This window comes from Dysgonomonas sp. ZJ279, assembly GCF_011039205.1.
GTDB lineage: Bacteria > Bacteroidota > Bacteroidia > Bacteroidales > Dysgonomonadaceae > Dysgonomonas.
On sequence record NZ_JAAKEL010000010.1, the window covers coordinates 78,399 to 96,722 of the forward strand.

13 protein-coding genes are annotated in these 18,324 nt (G+C 36.2%); 3 read left to right on the top strand and 10 right to left on the bottom strand.

Going from position 1 to position 18,324, the window contains the following annotated elements:
• Positions 1-51: 51 nt before the first annotated feature.
• The 5 genes from G7Y57_RS11780 to G7Y57_RS11800 all read right to left on the bottom strand — a co-directional run bounded on the left by G7Y57_RS11780 (position 52) and on the right by G7Y57_RS11800 (position 8,160).
• The gene (locus tag G7Y57_RS11780; protein WP_165024240.1) at positions 52-2,379 is read right to left on the bottom strand and encodes an FtsX-like permease family protein; all 2,328 of its coding nucleotides are present in this window, start codon (positions 2,377-2,379) and stop codon (positions 52-54) included.
• Between the two features lie 61 nt (positions 2,380-2,440).
• Entirely contained in the window at positions 2,441-4,771 is a 2,331-nt protein-coding gene (locus G7Y57_RS11785; RefSeq protein ID WP_165024242.1) for an ABC transporter permease, read from the bottom strand.
• Between the two features lie 52 nt (positions 4,772-4,823).
• Positions 4,824-5,504, bottom strand: coding sequence for an ABC transporter ATP-binding protein (locus G7Y57_RS11790; protein ID WP_165024245.1), 681 nt, complete (start codon positions 5,502-5,504; stop codon positions 4,824-4,826).
• Between the two features lie 48 nt (positions 5,505-5,552).
• The gene (locus G7Y57_RS11795; protein WP_165024249.1) at positions 5,553-6,803 is read right to left on the bottom strand and encodes an efflux RND transporter periplasmic adaptor subunit; all 1,251 of its coding nucleotides are present in this window, start codon (positions 6,801-6,803) and stop codon (positions 5,553-5,555) included.
• Positions 6,804-6,828: 25 nt separating this feature from the next.
• Positions 6,829-8,160: a TolC family protein gene (locus G7Y57_RS11800; RefSeq protein ID WP_165024251.1), complete on the bottom strand. Its 1,332-nt coding sequence runs from the start codon at positions 8,158-8,160 to the stop codon at positions 6,829-6,831.
• Between the two features lie 245 nt (positions 8,161-8,405).
• Between G7Y57_RS11800 and trhA the strand changes: the two genes are divergently transcribed.
• Together trhA and fumC are read left to right on the top strand one after the other, a co-directional pair.
• Positions 8,406-9,056, top strand: coding sequence for a PAQR family membrane homeostasis protein TrhA (trhA, locus tag G7Y57_RS11805; protein WP_165024275.1), 651 nt, complete (start codon positions 8,406-8,408; stop codon positions 9,054-9,056).
• A 244-nt stretch (positions 9,057-9,300) separates the two neighbouring features.
• On the top strand, positions 9,301-10,695 hold the full coding sequence (gene fumC / locus G7Y57_RS11810; protein WP_165024253.1) for a class II fumarate hydratase: 1,395 nt from the start codon (positions 9,301-9,303) through the stop codon (positions 10,693-10,695).
• A 210-nt stretch (positions 10,696-10,905) separates the two neighbouring features.
• Here the strand turns inward: fumC and G7Y57_RS11815 are convergent, their stop codons facing one another.
• The 3 genes from G7Y57_RS11815 to G7Y57_RS11825 all read right to left on the bottom strand — a co-directional run bounded on the left by G7Y57_RS11815 (position 10,906) and on the right by G7Y57_RS11825 (position 13,587).
• Positions 10,906-11,502 (bottom strand): acetate uptake transporter, encoded by a 597-nt coding sequence (locus G7Y57_RS11815; protein WP_165024255.1) that lies wholly within the window; start codon positions 11,500-11,502, stop codon positions 10,906-10,908.
• A gap of 148 nt (positions 11,503-11,650) precedes the next feature.
• A complete protein-coding gene (locus G7Y57_RS11820; protein ID WP_165024258.1) occupies positions 11,651-12,397 on the bottom strand; it encodes a TetR family transcriptional regulator in 747 nt (248 codons plus the stop codon).
• A 248-nt stretch (positions 12,398-12,645) separates the two neighbouring features.
• Complete coding sequence (locus G7Y57_RS11825; RefSeq protein WP_165024260.1) at positions 12,646-13,587, bottom strand: hypothetical protein; 942 nt, start codon at positions 13,585-13,587, stop codon at positions 12,646-12,648.
• Positions 13,588-13,826: 239 nt separating this feature from the next.
• On the opposite strand from G7Y57_RS11825, the gene G7Y57_RS11830 reads away from it, so the two are divergent.
• The gene (locus G7Y57_RS11830) at positions 13,827-15,431 is read left to right on the top strand and encodes a sulfatase (protein WP_165024263.1); all 1,605 of its coding nucleotides are present in this window, start codon (positions 13,827-13,829) and stop codon (positions 15,429-15,431) included.
• Positions 15,432-15,469: 38 nt separating this feature from the next.
• Here G7Y57_RS11830 and G7Y57_RS11835 read toward each other — a convergent pair whose 3' ends face one another.
• Positions 15,470-17,206 (bottom strand): hypothetical protein, encoded by a 1,737-nt coding sequence (locus tag G7Y57_RS11835; RefSeq protein ID WP_165024265.1) that lies wholly within the window; start codon positions 17,204-17,206, stop codon positions 15,470-15,472.
• 104 nt (positions 17,207-17,310) lie between these two features.
• Positions 17,311-18,042, bottom strand: coding sequence for an alpha/beta hydrolase (locus G7Y57_RS11840; protein ID WP_165024268.1), 732 nt, complete (start codon positions 18,040-18,042; stop codon positions 17,311-17,313).
• Between the last annotated feature and the right edge of the window lie 282 nt (positions 18,043-18,324).

The window sequence follows — 18,324 nt, forward strand, 5'->3', positions numbered from 1 at the left end:
CTTAAATCATTGATACAATATACAATTGGTTTATTTTCGTATTAACCGTAGTTATTCATTTTTTAGCGAATCTACAGGATTTGTATTGGCTGCTCGCCAGCTTTGTACACTCACAGTTACAACTGTAATAAAAAATATAATCAGACCGCTAACAAGAAATACCCACCAGTGCATCGGGGTTTTATATGCGAAATTTTCAAGCCAGATATCTATGGCATAGTAAACTATCGGAGTAGCGATGAGAAAACAAATACCTAGAATAATAATGTATGTTTTATTAAACATTATAAGTATTTCACTGATAGATGCTCCTAAAACCTTACGGATACTGATCTCTCTACGACGATATTCACTCTCGAAAAGAACCAGTCCGAAGACACCAACCATAGAAATAATAATTGCTATCAAGCTAAAAAGTGATATTAGGGAGGTTAGGTTCTGCTCTTTTTCGTAGAGGCTATTCAGCACATTGTCGTAAAAACGAACATCAAAAGGGTAATCAGGATCAATATGTTTTAATGATGCCTTAACATGTTCCATAGCCGCGTACATATCACTACCAGCTTCTACACGTATATAAGCATAATTAGGATTCATTCCCCAATTATGGATACCCCATACATAGAAGGCCATAGGTGTGACAGTATTGCGGAAAGATGCAAACTTGACATCTGGGATAAAACCGATTATCTCTGCCTCATCTAGAAATTTATTTAATTCCAAATTATATTTTTTCCGTGCCGCCTCATTAAATATATAAACACCATGATTCGTTTTTTCATCATCTTCCCTGAAGTTTCGCCCATCAGTAATATCTATACCTACGACTTCCAAAAAAGAAGGATCGACAGGGAAACACTGGAAGTCGATAACTTCATTTTTATACTTTCGTCCCCATCCCATATAACTATCTCTACTAGAAAGCACTGCAAACCCCGATGTCACATTATCGATACCTGCAAAGGACTTTAATCCGTTGGTAAAAGCACTTTTGTTATCGTTTATCTTGGTATTCAAATCCGTTACGATCAATTGATCTTTGTCAAAACCCAAGGAAGCATTTTGCATATAGTAATTTTGCAAATACATAAACGATGCACTAATAATCAATGCAATCGACACACTGAACTGTAAACCGATCAACAGATTTCTCAACTGACGACCCTTAGGCGAAAGACCAAAACTACCTTTCAGTACAAGTGCAGGCTCAAAAGATGTCATATAATAGGCAGGATAAATACCGGAAACAACGCCAAGCAATAATGACAATAAACCTGTTAATACGATCAACGAAGGATAGGAAGATAAAAGAATCTCGGCGCTTATCAGTTTAGTAATTGCAGGAAACATCGAGAAAAGCTGAATCCAGACTAGAGAGAGGATAAATGCGAAAAAGCTGATTATAATAGTCTCTAACAGAAGCGAACGTCTTAAATCCGATTCGCCGGCTCCAAGAACTTTTTGTGTATTGATGCTCTTAATACGCATTGGAGCCAGAGCCATACTAAAGTTTGTAAAATTAACCGCAGCAATTATTAATATCGCAATAGCTATAGTAAAAAGTACTATAATAGTCTGACTACTCGTTTTAGGTATTTCATCATATTGTATACCTATAATAGTGTGTAAATCTTTCAGCTGAGTAAATTGTAAATGACCTTCCAAAAAGTTTTTTTGCTCTTCAGGTACATTCAGATTTTCTCCCAAACCTTTCGGGATATCCGAAGAATTTAGTTTCACAAAGACATTATAATTTGAATTACCCCAATTATTCAAATTTTCATCCTTCGGCATAGTTCGTACTATGACATTTTCAACAGATGAATTGCGAGGAAAATCTTTATATACACCCCCAATTATAAAGTTTTGTGATTGCCCCTTTAATATTTTACCCAAAGCAGATTCTTTTCCGAATATTTTCTTTGCAAGGCTCTGAGGAACGAGTATTTTATCAGGTTCATTCAAAGCATCGGCAGTTCCTTCTATCATTTTAAAATCGAATATCTTGGTATAAGAAGGATAAACAGCAATATCCTTTTCCCAATAATGGACAGGAACTCCATCAATATCGATACTGAAATATATCTTTTTAACAAAACTTTTAAGTGTACCGGCTTCAATAGCAGGAGACGACTCGAACAAGACATCCGCAAGACCTCTTGATATAATGGATTGTTTTCCTCCTTCGTTGTTCACCCATTCGACACGATAGATCTTATCTGCGTCTTTATCGAAATTATCAAAGTTATAATCATAATCCACCTGCATCATGATTACAACAAAAGAGGCAAAAGCCACACTCAATCCTAAAATATTGAGTATGCTAGCCATTTTGAAGCGTTTCAGCGTACTTAAAAAATTTCTTATAATAGTTCTCATTTTTATACTTTACTTAAATCAGTGATATTATACAATTGGCCTATTTTTATATTAATTGTGGTTATTCAGTTTTTAATGAATCTACAGGATTTGCTTTTGCTGCTCTCCAGCTCTGTATGCTAACTGTAGCTATCGTAATCAGAAACACTAAAAATCCACTGGCAAAAAATACCCAGTAATAAATTGGAGTTTTATAAGCGAAATTTTCAAGCCATTTTCCGACAAAATAGTAAGCCACCGGCATCGCTATCAGAAAGGCTATAAAAAGAAGTAAAAGCAAATCTTTATTAAGCATAAAAACAATTTGTGCTTCACTCGCTCCGTTTATTTTACGGATAGCTATTTGCTTGTTTTTTTGTCTCGTATTAAATAAGATTAATCCATAAACCCCCATAACAGCAATTACGATTGTAATAAATCCAAATAGCGTTATTAATTTGGACTGATTTTCTTCCTTTTTATAAAGATCGTTCATTTTAGAATCAAGAAAATTCAAATCGAAAGTCTCATCATTGAATTTGCTCCAAGTCTTCTCAATGTAATCGATTGTTTCAGGTGTATTCTGTCCTGATATTTTGATGTACATAAATTTAATCCAGCCTTTTTGATCATTAAGTACTACATAGCCCATCGGCTCTATGGCATAGTGCAATGATTGAAAATTGATATCCTTTGCTATCCCTACTATAATACCCGGATTAAAACACTCGAAATCTTTGCCTACAATACTTTTATCCAATCCGTATTTTTCGAGAAACTTCTCGTTAAATATAATTTGCTCCTGTCCGATCGTATCATTTTTTGTAAAATTATTTCCCGCCAAAATATCAACACCAAAAAAATCTAAAAAATCGGGAGTAACTGACCATGCAACGACTTTCTGTAGAAATTGCCCTTCAAAATTTCTGTTCCAACTCATCCCGATGTAGCCCGGAAGATGCTCCGATGCCGTAAACCCTTTTACATTCGGATTTTTATTAAGTTCTTCAGCAAAGGTTTTCAGATCGGTTTTCAAACCAGCAACAGGGAGGTATACTATATTTTCTTTCTGTATTCCTATCGAATAATTCTGCATATACTTATTCTGTATTTGCATAAAAGAGGAAACTACGATGAGTACCATAGCTGCTGTAAACTGTATGGTGATCAATACATTTCTCAATTTAACACCTCTTGGTGATAAAGCAAAAGAAGCATTCAGTGCAACTGCTTCGTTGAATGAGGTCACATATTTCGTAGGATATAATCCGACAAGAAACGACAGGAACAAAAGGATTACACCTACTGCACTAATAACAAATATATTCTGATCAAAAGATAAATCGGCATCGAATAAACTACTTAAAGTTGTTTTCTGGAAAAAATAGAGATACAGCAGAGCAAGCATGAATGAGATGAGAGTTAAAAATAAGCCTTCGAATAAAATAGATATTCTCAACAACATTTTATGGATACCCAATATTTTATGGATATTAATATTCCTGATACGTGAAGATGCCATAGCTATAGAGAAGTTAATATAATTGGTATATACAATTACCAATATAACTACTCCAATAGCTATCAATGATAAAAATAAAGTTTTCCGGGCTGTGTTCTGATTCAGATGTAAGTCAGTCAGGGGAGTTAACTCATAATCTTCGCGGATTGTCGGATCTTCATCCTGAGCTTTAAGAGTGGCTTCGCCCCGAAATTCAGCTCCATTCAATTTTTCCTGTAATTGGGTGTAAGTGCCAGGTAAGAGTTCAAAATAGCCTTTGTATGCCCAGTTGTTTTGATTATAATCAACCAGTTTTGTATATATGCCATTTGTCAGACTGCAATTTTCAGGAAAGTCTTTATAAACAGCATCTATAGTTATAGGTTGTTGTGAAAAATGATCGTATATAACCTGACCGACAGGATTTTGATCTCCAAATATCTTTTTAGCTACACTTTCTGATATTAAAGCCCTGTTATCGATTTCAAGCGTTTTTGAAACATCTCCTAATATTATTTCAGGAGTGAAAATATCTAAAAAACCGCTTGTAGTAAAGACCAAATTCTCTGTATGCGTGACATGCTTATTGTCTTTACCATAGATATCGAAAGAATTTTCATCCCAACTTTGCAATAAGCAGTAATTGTTTATTTCGGAAAATTCTTGTACCATACTTTCAGCCACAGGAACACTAATAGTTGATATACGTATGCCATCGGAAGGATAATAACGACTAAAATTATAGATATTATCAGACTTTGTAAATTGTCTATTGAACGTGGCATCGTAGCATGTTTGTATACCAATAATTATAAAAACAGCAAATGCGAGAGATAAACCGACTATATTAATAATAGACGGCACCCTGAAGCGCTTTAGCAGATGAACAAAGTTCTCAAATATGAAACCCATAGTCGTATTTATTTTTTCTAAAAGTGATATAAAAGTTTTCCAATAGGCTTATTTACATCTTACCTTCAACCTCTGTCACAACCTGCCCGTCAAATAAGTTGATAACACGGTGAGCAAAAGAAGCATCATGCTGAGAGTGAGTAACCATTACGATTGTAGAACCTTCCTGATTCAGTTCGGTAAGAAGATCCATCACATCTTTTCCGTTTTTTGAATCCAAATTACCGGTAGGCTCATCGGCTAATATCAATTTAGGATTAGCAACTACGGCACGAGCAATAGCGACACGCTGTTGTTGTCCACCCGATAACTGATTTGGAAAATGGTTGGCACGGTGGCTGATACTCATCTTACGGAGCGTTTCTTCAACACGTTGTTTTCGTTCCGATGCTTTTACTTTGAGATAAACCAATGGTAATTCGACATTTTCAAACACGGTCATTTCTTCTATCAGATTGAAACTTTGGAATACAAAACCCAGATTGCCTTTTCGAGCTTGTGTACGTTCCTTTTCTTTCAAATTACCAACTTCTTTACCATTGAGCAAATATTTTCCCGATGTAGGATTGTCCAACAAACCAAGTATATTCAACAAGGTAGATTTACCACAACCCGAAGGTCCCATGATAGCTATAAATTCGCCAGCATCTACATGCAACGATATATTGTTTAATGCTACTGTTTCTACTTCTTCGGTACGGAATACTTTTCTTAAATCATTAATTTGTATCATAATTGACTATTTAAATTTGTTATTATTCTTGTTATTTTATTTAAAAGGTTATTTTAAAATTAACTCTTGTACATCGCCATACGAATCATAGGCTGATGTGATCACTTTCTCTCCGGGCTCCAGTCCGCTGGTTACTTCATAAAAATTAGGATTCTGACGACCGATAGTTATATTCCGTCTCACGGCTTTGCTTCCATCCGGTGATACAACGAATATCCACTGTCCACCAGTTGTCTGATAAAAAACACCTCTTGGAATAAGCACTGCATCAACAGGCTGGCCCAGTTGTAAATTTATATAATAAGTCTGTCCGGCTCTAATATTATCGGGACGCTCACCTTCGAATACGAAATCGGTTTTGAATTGTTTTTCACGCACTTCAGGATATACTTTTCGCACACGCAAAGCAAAGTTTTTATCCTGACGCTCAAATGTCCCATCCAATCCTGCTCTTACGCGGTCTATGTAATGCTCATCGATCATGGCTTCCACTTTATAGTCTGACAAAACACTGATCTGCCCTACTCGTCCACCGCTATTGATCGATTGACCTATTTCGACATCGAGTAAACCTAATTGCCCATCAACAGGAGCTTTTACATTCAGATTATCGACACGTTGGCGTACCAATATTAGATTCTTACGAATATTATGTAAGCTTTCTTCCATCTGATCGATTTGAATTCCTCGATAAATCGAGTCTTGTTTCTGACGTTCCACAACTAAACTGCGACCATTAACTGCATATTCGTAATCTTCTTTAGCTTGCAGATATTCTTCTTTAGACGAGAGTTTTTCAGCATACAATTGTTTGTATTGCTCATATTTGCGCTTCTTTCGTTCAACATCCATATCGAGCTGGAGTTTTTCCTTTTTAAGGTTTAATTTTTCCTGTTCCATCGAAACTTGCGTATTACGTAAAAAGTTCTGCTTCTCTGCCAATTGAGCTTCGCTATCCAGAATATTGAGACTCAACATCGGATTAGTAAGCTGTATAACAATGTCTCCTTTACGTACTTCCGAACCTTCCTCTATAAGTTTCTCCGCAACCATTCCGCCTTCTATTGCGCTTAACTGAATCGTATTGATTGGCTGCACTTGTCCACTAATACGGACATAATCGTTAAACTGACCATGTGTAACTTCCTGAACAGTCACCCTATCCTTCTCTACATTAAGCTTGGATGAGTGATCTCCAAATACAAGCCATATAATAACTATAAGGAATATGAGACCGCCAATAAGAAAAGGTATATGCTTCTTTTTCAATCCTTTTTTTTGTTCAATAATTGTATCCATATATATTGTTTGTTATATTTTATTTCTACTCGTTTATAATTATAAATGGCTCACCTTTGTAATATTCGACTAATTTATGTTTCAGTTGAAATCTAAGTTTAGAATTTAATTCCTCTGCTCTAGCCTGAAGTAGTCTATTCGCTGTTATATGCAAATCGAGAGCATTTATAAGTCCCTCAATATACTTACGCTGATTTACCTGATGAGCAATATCCATAGCATCTACTTGTTTTTTTGCCTGATAATATTGGTCTGCTTCTCCATTCATATCGGCTACAGCCTGCTCTATCTCACTATGCAAAGTCCGTAGTGTTTTATCGCGCTCAGCCTGCGCCATTACAACCTCAGCCTTACCACGCCTTACTTGTGCCGATCGAGAGAATCCATTGAATATAGGGATGCTGAGAGTAAAACCGACATAACGGCCTACCTTATTTCTAAATTGTTCATTAAATGAAGAATAGTTACTCCCATCCATATAACGTGAAAAGTTTGTATTATAGCCACCATCAACAGAGAGTGTTGGAAACAATACGCCTTTTGCCGATTTATAGGCTAATTTTTGAGACTTCAGTTTCGACTCTGCCGCCACAGCTTTGGGGATAAATAGTCTAGATTGCTCAAAGATACTGATCGCTGTATCTTGCGATTTGACTATTAGTGGTGTAGTAGCAGAATCTGAAACATGAAGGACGTCTTCTATAGGAAAATTCATTTTCTCTTTCAGTTTTATAACTGCAATGGCCAGTATATTCTTCTGACGAGTCAGATTATAATTATTCTCGGCTTCCTGAGCCGATATTTCGGCTACATCCGGATAACTCTTTACACCGAGTTCTGCCATTCGTGTTATTTGTTTTAGTGTCTCGGTGCTCTCCTCGAGCTGTGCCTCCGCCAATCTGACTAATTCTGTACTATATAATACATTGAAGAAACATTCCATTGTTTCGTAAGCTATAAGATCCTTTACTGCCTCTAGCTGCTGCCTGCCCATCAGTTTATTTACTCGTTGTAATCTTACTCTGGTGATACTCGTCAGTCCATCAAACAATATTAAAGACGAATAAAGATTGTAGTTGTTACTAAACGAGTTCACATCAGTATAGGTATTTGTCTCAGAATCGAGACCACGACCAAAATTAAAATTGGCATTCGTATTAGCATTTATGGATGGCAATAACCGTCCGATGGCTTCCAGATAATTCTGATGATAGATTGTATTCTGGGCTTCTTGTTTCCTCTTTTCCAGACTGTTTTCTACGGCGTATTGCATACACTCTTCCAGTGTCCATTCTTTTTCCTGAGCCTTACCTGTCTGGCTAATCAAAATTAAAACGATAATGTAGATGTATCTCATAAGTGGTGCTTTTACTATTTATTAAGCCAATAGCATGCCAAAACAATAATACACTTAATATCAATTAATTATAAAAATAAAAAGGAGTATATAGTGTAAATTATTTTTACACTATAGGGTGTTTTCTTTACAATTCGTATATTTTTTCATATAACTTTTGAGACGAAATATCAGCATTAATGAAATTTTAAACTGTTTATTACTTTTAAACCCTAAATTTGTATTTCTTATATAAAATATGAATGATGAGAACAAGAAATTATACACAGAGCGAAGAAACTGCAAATGCCATATCGCATGGTGTAGGCATCCTGATCGGATTGATAGCCGGATGGTTTATGATTGCTGCTGCAATACAAAACGGCGACCCATGGGCTATAGGCAGTGTCAGCATTTACCTGTTCGGTATGCTCGCTTCTTACGTTACATCTACCTGGTATCATAGTTGCAGGCATGAAAAGCGAAAAGCATTACTCCGCAAATTCGATCATAGTGCTATCTACTTGCATATTGCCGGAACTTATTCACCGTTTACCTTACTTATATTACGTGATGTGGGAGCATGGGGATGGTCTTTATTCGCTTTTGTATGGGTATCTGCCATTCTGGGCCTAATTGCAAGTTTCAAAAAACTGAAAGATCATAGCCATCTCGAAACTATCTGCTTTGTAGTAATGGGTGCCAGTATTCTTGTAGCCTTCAAACCTTTGCAAGAGACATTAGCCCCTATGGGATTGGTGAGCACCCTTTATTGGATAATTGCAGGAGGTGTTTCATATGTAGTTGGTGCTTTATTCTACTCTTGGAAAAAGAGGAGATATATGCATACTGTTTTCCATTTATTTGTCTTGGGAGGTAGTATATGTCATATAATGGCAATATATAGTATCTTGTAATCATGAGTTTTATATCTTTCTGTTTGTCATTCCGAAACGCAGTGAGGAATCTATGGCTGTTATTTTGCTACAGAGACAGCAGATTCCTCACTGCGTTTCGGAATGACAGATTCTTCTAAATTCAAACAAACCTATTAGTGATTTTGTTATTTATAAATCACCATTAATAGGTATTGATAAAACACAGTCTATTCTCGATCTTTACCTATACTATAATATAAATAATTCACTAATAACTATTCTTATGAAATATCGTATAGAGAAAGATACTATGGGCGAGGTGCAAGTTCCTGCCGATAAATACTGGGGAGCACAGACCGAACGTTCGAGAAACAACTTCAAAATAGGCCCTGTGGCATCTATGCCTAAGGAAATTATTCATGCTTTCGGTTATCTTAAAAAAGCTGCTGCATTTGCTAATGCAGAATTAGGTGTTCTACCTGCCGATAAAAGGGATCTGATAGCCAAGGCTTGTGACGAGATTCTGGAAGAAAAGCTTGACGATCAGTTTCCATTGGTTATCTGGCAAACAGGGTCAGGCACTCAGTCTAACATGAATGTAAACGAAGTTATATCCAATCGGGCACTTGTTTTAAGCGGTGGTAATCTAGGAGATAAAAGTCCTATCCATCCCAATGATGATGTTAACAAATCGCAGTCGTCTAACGATACATTTCCAACGGCTCTGCACATTGCAGCCTACAAGAAAATAGTTGAACATACCATACCGGCAGCAGAAAAATTACAAAAAGCTCTGGCTACAAAAGCTGAACAATTCAAAGATATTGTAAAGATAGGAAGAACTCATCTTCAGGATGCAACTCCTTTGACCTTAGGTCAGGAATTCTCGGGTTACACTGCGCAAGTACAATATTCTATTGAAGCAATAAAAGCTACGCTAGGTCATCTGTCACAGTTGGCTTTAGGTGGTACAGCAGTGGGAACAGGACTTAATACACCGAAAGGTTATGATACGAAAGTAGCGGAATATATAGCCCAATTTACAGGACACCCGTTTGTCACAGCCCCCAATAAGTTTGAGGCTCTGGCTTCGAACGATGCAATAGTGGGGACTCATGGCGCATTGAACAGATTAGCGGTTGCACTCTTTAAGATAGCACAAGATATACGTCTTCTCGGTTCGGGACCTCGCTCGGGAATCGGAGAACTCAATCTACCGGAGAATGAGCCTGGTTCGTCCATTATGCCGGGTAAGGTTAACCCTACACAGAACGAAGCCCTAACCATGGTTTGTGTGCAAGTGATGGGTAATAACACAGCTATTACTTTTGCCGGAGCAAATGGTAATTATGAGTTGAATGTATTTAAACCTGTGATTGCGGCTAACTTCCTGCAATCGGCTCAATTATTGGGTGATGCTTGTATTTCGTTCACCGACCATTGTGTATCGGGAATAGAGCCGAATCTGAAACGCATCAAAGAGCTAGTAGATAATTCATTAATGCTTGTCACGGCACTGAATACACATATTGGCTATGAGAAATCGGCAAAAATAGCAAAGGCTGCACATAAAAACGGTACAACTCTCAGAGAAGAAGCTGTGAAATCGGGATTTCTTTCGGGTGAGCAATTCGACGAATGGGTGAAACCCGAAGATATGGTTGGCAGTCTGAAATGACGAAGTAAAAATATACAGATGAAAAAGCAGGAGGGTATGCCATAACTAAAATAGTACAGTAAAAATGCTACTCTCTCTTGTCATTCTGAACGGAGAGAAGAATCCCGACTCTTGATTAAGAGATCCTTCTCTCCGTTCAGGATAACAGAATCATACGAAAGATTACTTACGCTGCATCCTCCTGCTTTATAATATTATATAGCTAAATTTTTATTTTAGAAATGGAGCACCAACAGGCACTAAGTCTTTTCCGAAAAAACTATTCAGATACTTTGCAGCTAACACATAGAAGGTTAATAATGAAATAGCCAATTCGGAATAAGCGGCAACAGCATGCCAGATATGACCAAAACCAAAGGCATCTAGTGCTAAGCCTAAGAATAGAAGTACGATTAAGAACAAAAGGAAAAACATGGCTTTCGACATTTTCAATCCTGATATGAGCAAAATGATCGTAAGAATCATATAGCCTACAAATACTGCTCCTAGCTGTTTTACATCAACTGTTGCGGCCAAAGTCTCGCCTAAGCACCCTAACTTGATCAGCCAACTCATCGACATACCAATCCAAAATAAGCCATAGGCGCTAAATGCTGTTGCACCAAAAAGATTGTTATGCTTAAAATCGAATATAGATGCTATGATCTGTGCCACTCCACCCAAGAACAGAGCCCAAGGCAATACAAATGCAAGACCATCTGTTAATCCTAACTTTTGAGTTGATGCCACAAGCGTTACTATTGCCAAACCAAACAGACCAAGAGTCGTAGGGTCGGCAACTTCTACCTTTACTTTTTTAATTTCCATTATTTCTAGTTTATAATTCGGGCGCAAAAATAGTAAATAAAAGGACTCGGCAATACCTTTTATTCAAAATCAGGAATTATATAATTTCGTAATGAAAATTATTGTTCGAAAATAGGGTAATATATATTGAATGTGCAGTATTTACCTTTTATGCTAATTCGGATATTTCCTCTATACTTAATCCTGTAGATTCAGAAATTATTTCGAAGTCCACTCCTCTTTTCTTCAATTTAGAAGCAACCTCCTGCATTTGTTTATTCGGCTGAATGAGAGAAAACACCCAAGAGTAAATCTTATCTATTGTATCTACCAACTCCTTCTTGCCTTCATCTGTGCTAAAGTCTACCCCACAATAAGTGGAACTGTCTCGGTGCAGGACAAGATAATAAGTACCTCCCATTACAAGTGCAGTAAGAGCACTGAAGTTTATATCAGTATCTTTAAACAGATTTTCGTAAAATTTCACAAACATATTGGTGTTTGCCTCCCTCAGCTTCGATGTTTTAGATGTTATCGCATTATTTTCGGATATTTCCCAAAGAATTAATTGCTGCATTCCCTTGTCCTTATACAACTCGAAAGTAACATCCCTTAAAAATTTAGTCAGAAAAATATCGTAGTTTCCACTTTTGAAATCATCAATATAATTCTCTAGAATACTATTCAACCAGAAATTATATTTTTCAACAAAAGCTTCAAACATGCCATTTAAGTTACCGTACCTACTATAAATAACAGGAAGTTCAACTTTAGCTTCTTGAGAAACAGCAGAGAGTGTTACGTTACCAAAACCTCTTTCTTCAACTAAGTTTTTTACGGCATTCATTATATCTCGCTCAACTTCGTAATTGGTACGACGAATACGTTTGCCTTTTTCTCTATCTTTTTCTTCCATGACGTTGTGTTTGTAAATTCTAGACGAAGATAAATATATTATTTCCCTGAACAGACATTTTCAGCTATTTTAGGGAACGAATTAACGTATAGCCCTAAAATATATCTATACAAACTTCGAGCATTGCAGCCGTAATAGTCTTCTTTGGAGACGATATAATCGTAAAAAAAGTTGGCTTAACACTCAAATATTTGTTAACCTCAAACGATAGAAATACTTCTATCGTATTCTCTAATCTATTGCTCAATTTATACAATGGTTTCTTTCAAGCTCTCTTTAATCAACTTCTCTATAACAGGAAAATGCAATTCAATATTTTTACGATCCGATGACTTTAATATTATAGCCGGTTCATTATCTAAATTACCCTTTTCGAACTCTTTGGTCTTATATTCCTTGTTCAATACCAGATACACTTGATCGCGATCGATAACGCACTTCAAGAAGCAACCATCGTCTGTCTGCTTTTTATTTATATAAGCCTTAAATCCATTTGAAGTAAAACTTACATTTTGATTACGGATATTCAAATCAAAAACTAAATATCCATAGATATCTTTTATTGTTTCAATGGCATTAGCATCAATATCATCTACTTGCTGCATAGTAGATAGCAGTTCACTTTGAAGGATAATATCTTCTAATATATCTTTCTCTATATTCTTTGTAGACAAGCCCAGTTCTTCGCGGCAATAGTCGGCAAAGCGAAATACAATCTGTTTATCGCTCGAACTAAGATTTACGATTCCTGTATCCGATGAATAGTTATTTGTAACTGTTTCATAAAAACTCTTGAACTCATAAATAGTTTTATCGCTGCCAATCATCATCATCTTCGCCAGCAAAAATTCGATCTGCATTATTTCTTTCCGAGTAATTTTTAATGACCCGTCTTCCGTTTTCTCAAAGATAGTCTGCAATGTATCAATTACCTGATTGTAAAGCAGTATCTTCTGTTCGAAGACTTTATCATTACGATCTTTTTCTTGCTCTGTTTCGGTTTGTTTTGTCAACAATACCATTGTTATAACAGCAGCGAAGATAGTTCCGAAAATAGCTGCTGCGAACTCTTGCGCTGCCTTTTGACCGAGATTTTCAAACAAAGGCTCGAATGCTAAGAAAGCCGAGAATGCCATTAACAAAACAAAGAGTGCATTTCTGGCATTCTTCGAAATTGGGAATCGTTTCATAAGCGGTAAGTATTTATTTGACCAAAGGGACAATTTATTTAAACATGCAAACACTGTTTAAAATTCGTATCTCCATAGTAAACTTGCTACAATCAGAACAATTAACTTCTGTTATTGTTTACAAAAGTTAAAAATAGCGATAATAAAGTTATTTAAATAGATGGATAAACTATTGGACATATCCTTTGAATTATCAAAACATATTTTTAGCTTTATAGCTGAATCTAAAATCATATACCATGGACAACCTTAAGAAAGCAGGATTAATCATCATCCCTATTACTTTATTCAGCCCCTACATATATGGACAGCAAGATGTACAAACTAAAAAATCGCGTCCTAATATTATCCATATTATGACTGACGACCACTCGTTCCAGACCATCAGTGCATACGGACATCCTATATCGCAACTTGCTCCCACTCCTAATATCGACCGTTTAGCGAATGAAGGTATGCTTTTTCAGCAAGCATTTGTTGAAAATTCATTATCTACACCAAGCAGGGCATGTCTGATAACGGGCTTATATAGTCATCAAAATGGACAACGTCAATTGGGAAAAGGGATCGATTCTACTAAAACATTCTTCTCCGAACTGCTACACGAGCAGGGATACGAAACTGGTGTTGTTGGTAAATGGCATATGCAATGTGAGCCTAAAGGCTTCGATTTCTATCATATACTATGGGATCAGGGAGATTATTATAATCCGGCATTCAGAAGTAAGAATTCCAACGGAAAATATATAAAAGAAGAGGGATATGCTACAACTCTCACTACCGATCATTCGATTGAATTCTTGGAACAAAGGGATAAAGATAAACCATTCTGTTTGCTTGTACATCACAAAGCACCTCATCGCAACTGGATGCCCGAAGAGAAATATCTCGATCTGTATGAGGATGTGGAATTTCCTAAACCATCTACGTTCTACGACGACTATAGCACACGATGCTCTGCCGCAAGTACTCAGGATATGACTGTTGATAAGACTATGGAATTTGTACACGACCTCAAGGTGATCGAGCTAAAAGATACTGCTCCCTATAACAAAGAAGGAAACATAAAAGGATTCGAAAATTCGCTGAACAGAATGACTCCTTCACAACGCACAGCATGGGAAAATGCTTACCACCCAAAGAATGAAAAATTTATTAGCGATAAGCTATCGGGTAATGAATTGCTTGACTGGAAATTTCAACGCTATTTGAGAGATTATCTTCGTTGTATTAAATCTATTGACGACGAGGTAGGACGACTCATTCAATATCTTGAAAAAGAAGGGTTATTAGAGAATACAATCATTGTTTATACATCCGACCAAGGGTTCTATATGGGTGAGCATGGATGGTTCGACAAACGTTTTATGTACGAAGAGTCTTTCCGGACACCTCTTATTATCCGCTATCCGAAAGCCATAAAAGCAGGATCTAAAACCAATGCTTTGGTACAGAATATCGACTATGCTCCTACTTATCTTTCATTGGCAGGAATAGAAAAACCGGAAGAAATGAGTGGAAGGTCGCTCGAAACTCTTTTTGAAGGAGAGAAACCTGCCGATTGGAGAGAAAGCCTCTATTATCATTACTATGACTATCCGGCAGTGCATAATGTGAGGAAGCACGACGGTGTAAGAACCGATCGTTACAAACTAATCCATTTTTATGGAGAAGGTGAGATGGCAGATGATGAAGACATTAATTGTAATGAACTATATGATCTTAAGAGTGATCCGAATGAATTAAACAATCTGTACGGACAAAATGGTTATCAGGAAATTACAAAAGAACTGCAAGATACATTAGACAAGTATAGAAAAGATTTGAAAGTTGACGAGTTCTGATTGATCATCCTCCAAAGTTCTCGACTCTATAAATTTACTTACTTGAACGTAAATGATTTTATTATAGCGGCTTTATCCAAAAGTTCTTCCTTACTTTTGGCTCTTACTGTGACTAATACTTCATAATCGTCCTTGTATGTTTTCATAAAACCCAAATAGTAAGTGCCCTGCTGATATAAGAGGATATGCCAGTTTTTCGACTTTATAGTACTAATTCCACTTTCGAAGATCGAAATATTCTTATTACTTGAAAAAGATCTGAACATTCCCTCTGCTGTTATTTTCAAATCCATAGGTTTTGGATCTTTTCTTATGGTAACAGATACCCCTGAATTGGATAACGAATAGAGACTCAGTTGTGTCTTTTCTTTGGGCAAGTCAGATATTATTGCATTTTTAGGGAGTTGTTTATGCTTACCTCCAATTGAAGATTGATAGTCACCAGAGGCTCCATATAGATTTATCTCCAGACCCAAAGCTGACAGATTGCATTTAAATGTATTCGTTAAATCAGGTTCAGGCAATAATACCTTTCCTATTTTCACCGAAGAGAGAGGAGCCAACTTAAAGACAGAAGAAAAAGGTTTGTTCGTATTGCTCTTTGCACGAGGGAGGTTATTGCTTTCTATCTTCATTGTTGATAGGAGATCATCTACTGTTGAAGCATTCTTTTCTGTAATACCAAATATCTCGTTACTGTATTTAATGTCATTATCAGTATAATAAAAGGTCAGTGCCACCTGATCTTTTGTTCCATATATTATAGCAGGAAATTCAAATCCATCAATTACTATGTTTCCCTCTTTCGAATATATTGCATCGACAGCCGACTTTTGTGCAAATTCTTCCATATTGAAAGTAGTATTATAGAAATAGCTGCGAAGTATTAACCCCATTTCTGTATTGGGACTTCTGAAGGAGTTTATTATCATAGAGGTTTTTATTAGATCTACACCATCTAATTCTATTCGATTAAACACTTTATCCAGATTATCGACCTGCTTACCAGAAATCTTATATTCCCATTTTTCAGGAATCGTAATACTGTAATTGAGTTTTTCGAAATCGAATGTAGTTTCTTTAGATAGAATGCCTTCCATATTCACTAATTCATCGAATATATCGGAATTTTCAGTTTTCTTACTTTTCTTATCGAAATAACCGTTTCTCAATTTATTTTCATAAGTGAGTAACCCAAGACTATACTTCTCGGCACGGAAACTTTTGATTATTTTTTCAAATTCTTTCTTGGTATTCTTGTCGATATCGGAGTTGAAGCTGAAAGCATATAAATACCCATTATAATTAAGCAGATGTACCTCATGTGTTTCATCTTTTTGTTTCATTTTATAAGAAGTAGTTTTCCCGAGTTTGGTCTTAAGTGAAGATGTAAAGTCCACGAAATATGGTCGCTGAGATACTGCCATTCTTGTTAACTTAGCTTCTCCAGCCGTCATACTCATTCTGAAAAAAACAGAATTCTCCTTTAGAGAAAAAAGGATGTGATTATCATTCGACTCATCCAGATTTGTAATATCGAAGAAATAGTCTGTTCTGTCATCTTGCATATCTGTAAAGACATTCTTCTTAGAAGTCGGCATTGTTTTAAAACCGGCTAAAGCAGGTAATGATAAGCTTATGCCCAATTGAGGTAAATTAAAATCAGTCTTGTCTTTGTTGTGAAGAAAAAGAGGCTTAATTGTTGATTGTGCTTTTAGGTTGGAGGATAAACCAATAAGTATTAATGCGATAGTAAGGTATAGTAATGCTTTCATCAAAATTTACTTTGTGTTATATCCGCCAAAGATAAATATTTTAACTAGTCTTTTCTACTATCCAACGCAAATTAAGGATCTATCTTGATTTTAAATACTACTGTTTACTCATTCATCAGTAATATACTGCCCAAAATAAGGCTTACGGTATCTGCTTTTTTGAGTACCATCAAATGATCGCCTCCCTGCACAGGAAAAGCATTCCGTATCAGTTCGTAAGGAAATATCTGATCATCCGTACCATGGATATGATAAAGGTGCTTGCAATTATTATTGGGAGTCCAGTTAGTAATCTCCTTCACTGCCCATTTCACATACACAGGATCCGTATAAATCATAAATTGCGAAACTTCACTTGTAGGCATCTGATATACAAACTGATTGAAAGCATTTGTTATAAAATCGGTAGAATAATAGAGACTCATTGGTAACCTTTCAGTCAGATTAACTCTTTTCACTGCACGAAAAAGTGTCGGAATCTCTTCTTCTCGTTTGAAAGATGATATAATAATACTTTTTTCGGGTTGGAGAAACAGGCTCATTTCCTGCATTATCACTGCACCAAACGAGTAACCGACCAATGTAAAAGGAGACGAAGTATCTATTTTTTGAGCCATAGTATGAGCATACTCAGTCAGACTTTCATCGGGGCGCGGAGTATGCCATTCGATATATACTTTCTTATATCCTATAGGAAGTTTAATATTGTCAAATACTGCACAATTATAACACATACCTGATATGAAATAAACATTGATGTCTATTTTCTCATCATTCCTCCTTAACCTTTTCCATAAAGATTTGAGAAGACTTAGCGAATAATTGGTTTTGCTCATATTTGCCGCCCTTGTTATTGGTTTATTAGTTATAAAGATAAGACTTTTATTTTCTTTAGAAGACATAAGACACCCTTATGTAATTAAAGACGACCGACATATACAAAAACAATGCGAGCCACTTTCGTAGCTCGCTATAAATATATAAATTACCGTTAAGTGTCAATATGTTAAAGTAATCCCAGCACCGAATTTCATGTCACTGTCGTAATGAGTCGAAGCCGAAACATATTTAGTGAGTATATATCTGGCACCAAAAGCATATTCGATATTGGTATTGAT

Excerpts from the sequence above, each read along its gene's own strand:
- G7Y57_RS11780 (WP_165024240.1), bottom strand. The coding sequence starts at position 2,379 with ATGAGAACTATTATAAGAAATTTTTTAAGTACGCTGAAACGCTTCAAA.
- G7Y57_RS11785 (WP_165024242.1), bottom strand. The coding sequence starts at position 4,771 with ATGGGTTTCATATTTGAGAACTTTGTTCATCTGCTAAAGCGCTTCAGG.
- G7Y57_RS11790 (WP_165024245.1), bottom strand. The coding sequence starts at position 5,504 with ATGATACAAATTAATGATTTAAGAAAAGTATTCCGTACCGAAGAAGTA.
- G7Y57_RS11795 (WP_165024249.1), bottom strand. The coding sequence starts at position 6,803 with ATGGATACAATTATTGAACAAAAAAAAGGATTGAAAAAGAAGCATATA.
- G7Y57_RS11800 (WP_165024251.1), bottom strand. The coding sequence starts at position 8,160 with ATGAGATACATCTACATTATCGTTTTAATTTTGATTAGCCAGACAGGT.
- trhA (WP_165024275.1), top strand. The coding sequence starts at position 8,406 with ATGAGAACAAGAAATTATACACAGAGCGAAGAAACTGCAAATGCCATA.
- fumC (WP_165024253.1), top strand. The coding sequence starts at position 9,301 with ATGAAATATCGTATAGAGAAAGATACTATGGGCGAGGTGCAAGTTCCT.
- G7Y57_RS11815 (WP_165024255.1), bottom strand. The coding sequence starts at position 11,502 with ATGGAAATTAAAAAAGTAAAGGTAGAAGTTGCCGACCCTACGACTCTT.
- G7Y57_RS11820 (WP_165024258.1), bottom strand. The coding sequence starts at position 12,397 with ATGGAAGAAAAAGATAGAGAAAAAGGCAAACGTATTCGTCGTACCAAT.
- G7Y57_RS11825 (WP_165024260.1), bottom strand. The coding sequence starts at position 13,587 with ATGAAACGATTCCCAATTTCGAAGAATGCCAGAAATGCACTCTTTGTT.
- G7Y57_RS11830 (WP_165024263.1), top strand. The coding sequence starts at position 13,827 with ATGGACAACCTTAAGAAAGCAGGATTAATCATCATCCCTATTACTTTA.
- G7Y57_RS11835 (WP_165024265.1), bottom strand. The coding sequence starts at position 17,206 with ATGAAAGCATTACTATACCTTACTATCGCATTAATACTTATTGGTTTA.
- G7Y57_RS11840 (WP_165024268.1), bottom strand. The coding sequence starts at position 18,042 with ATGAGCAAAACCAATTATTCGCTAAGTCTTCTCAAATCTTTATGGAAA.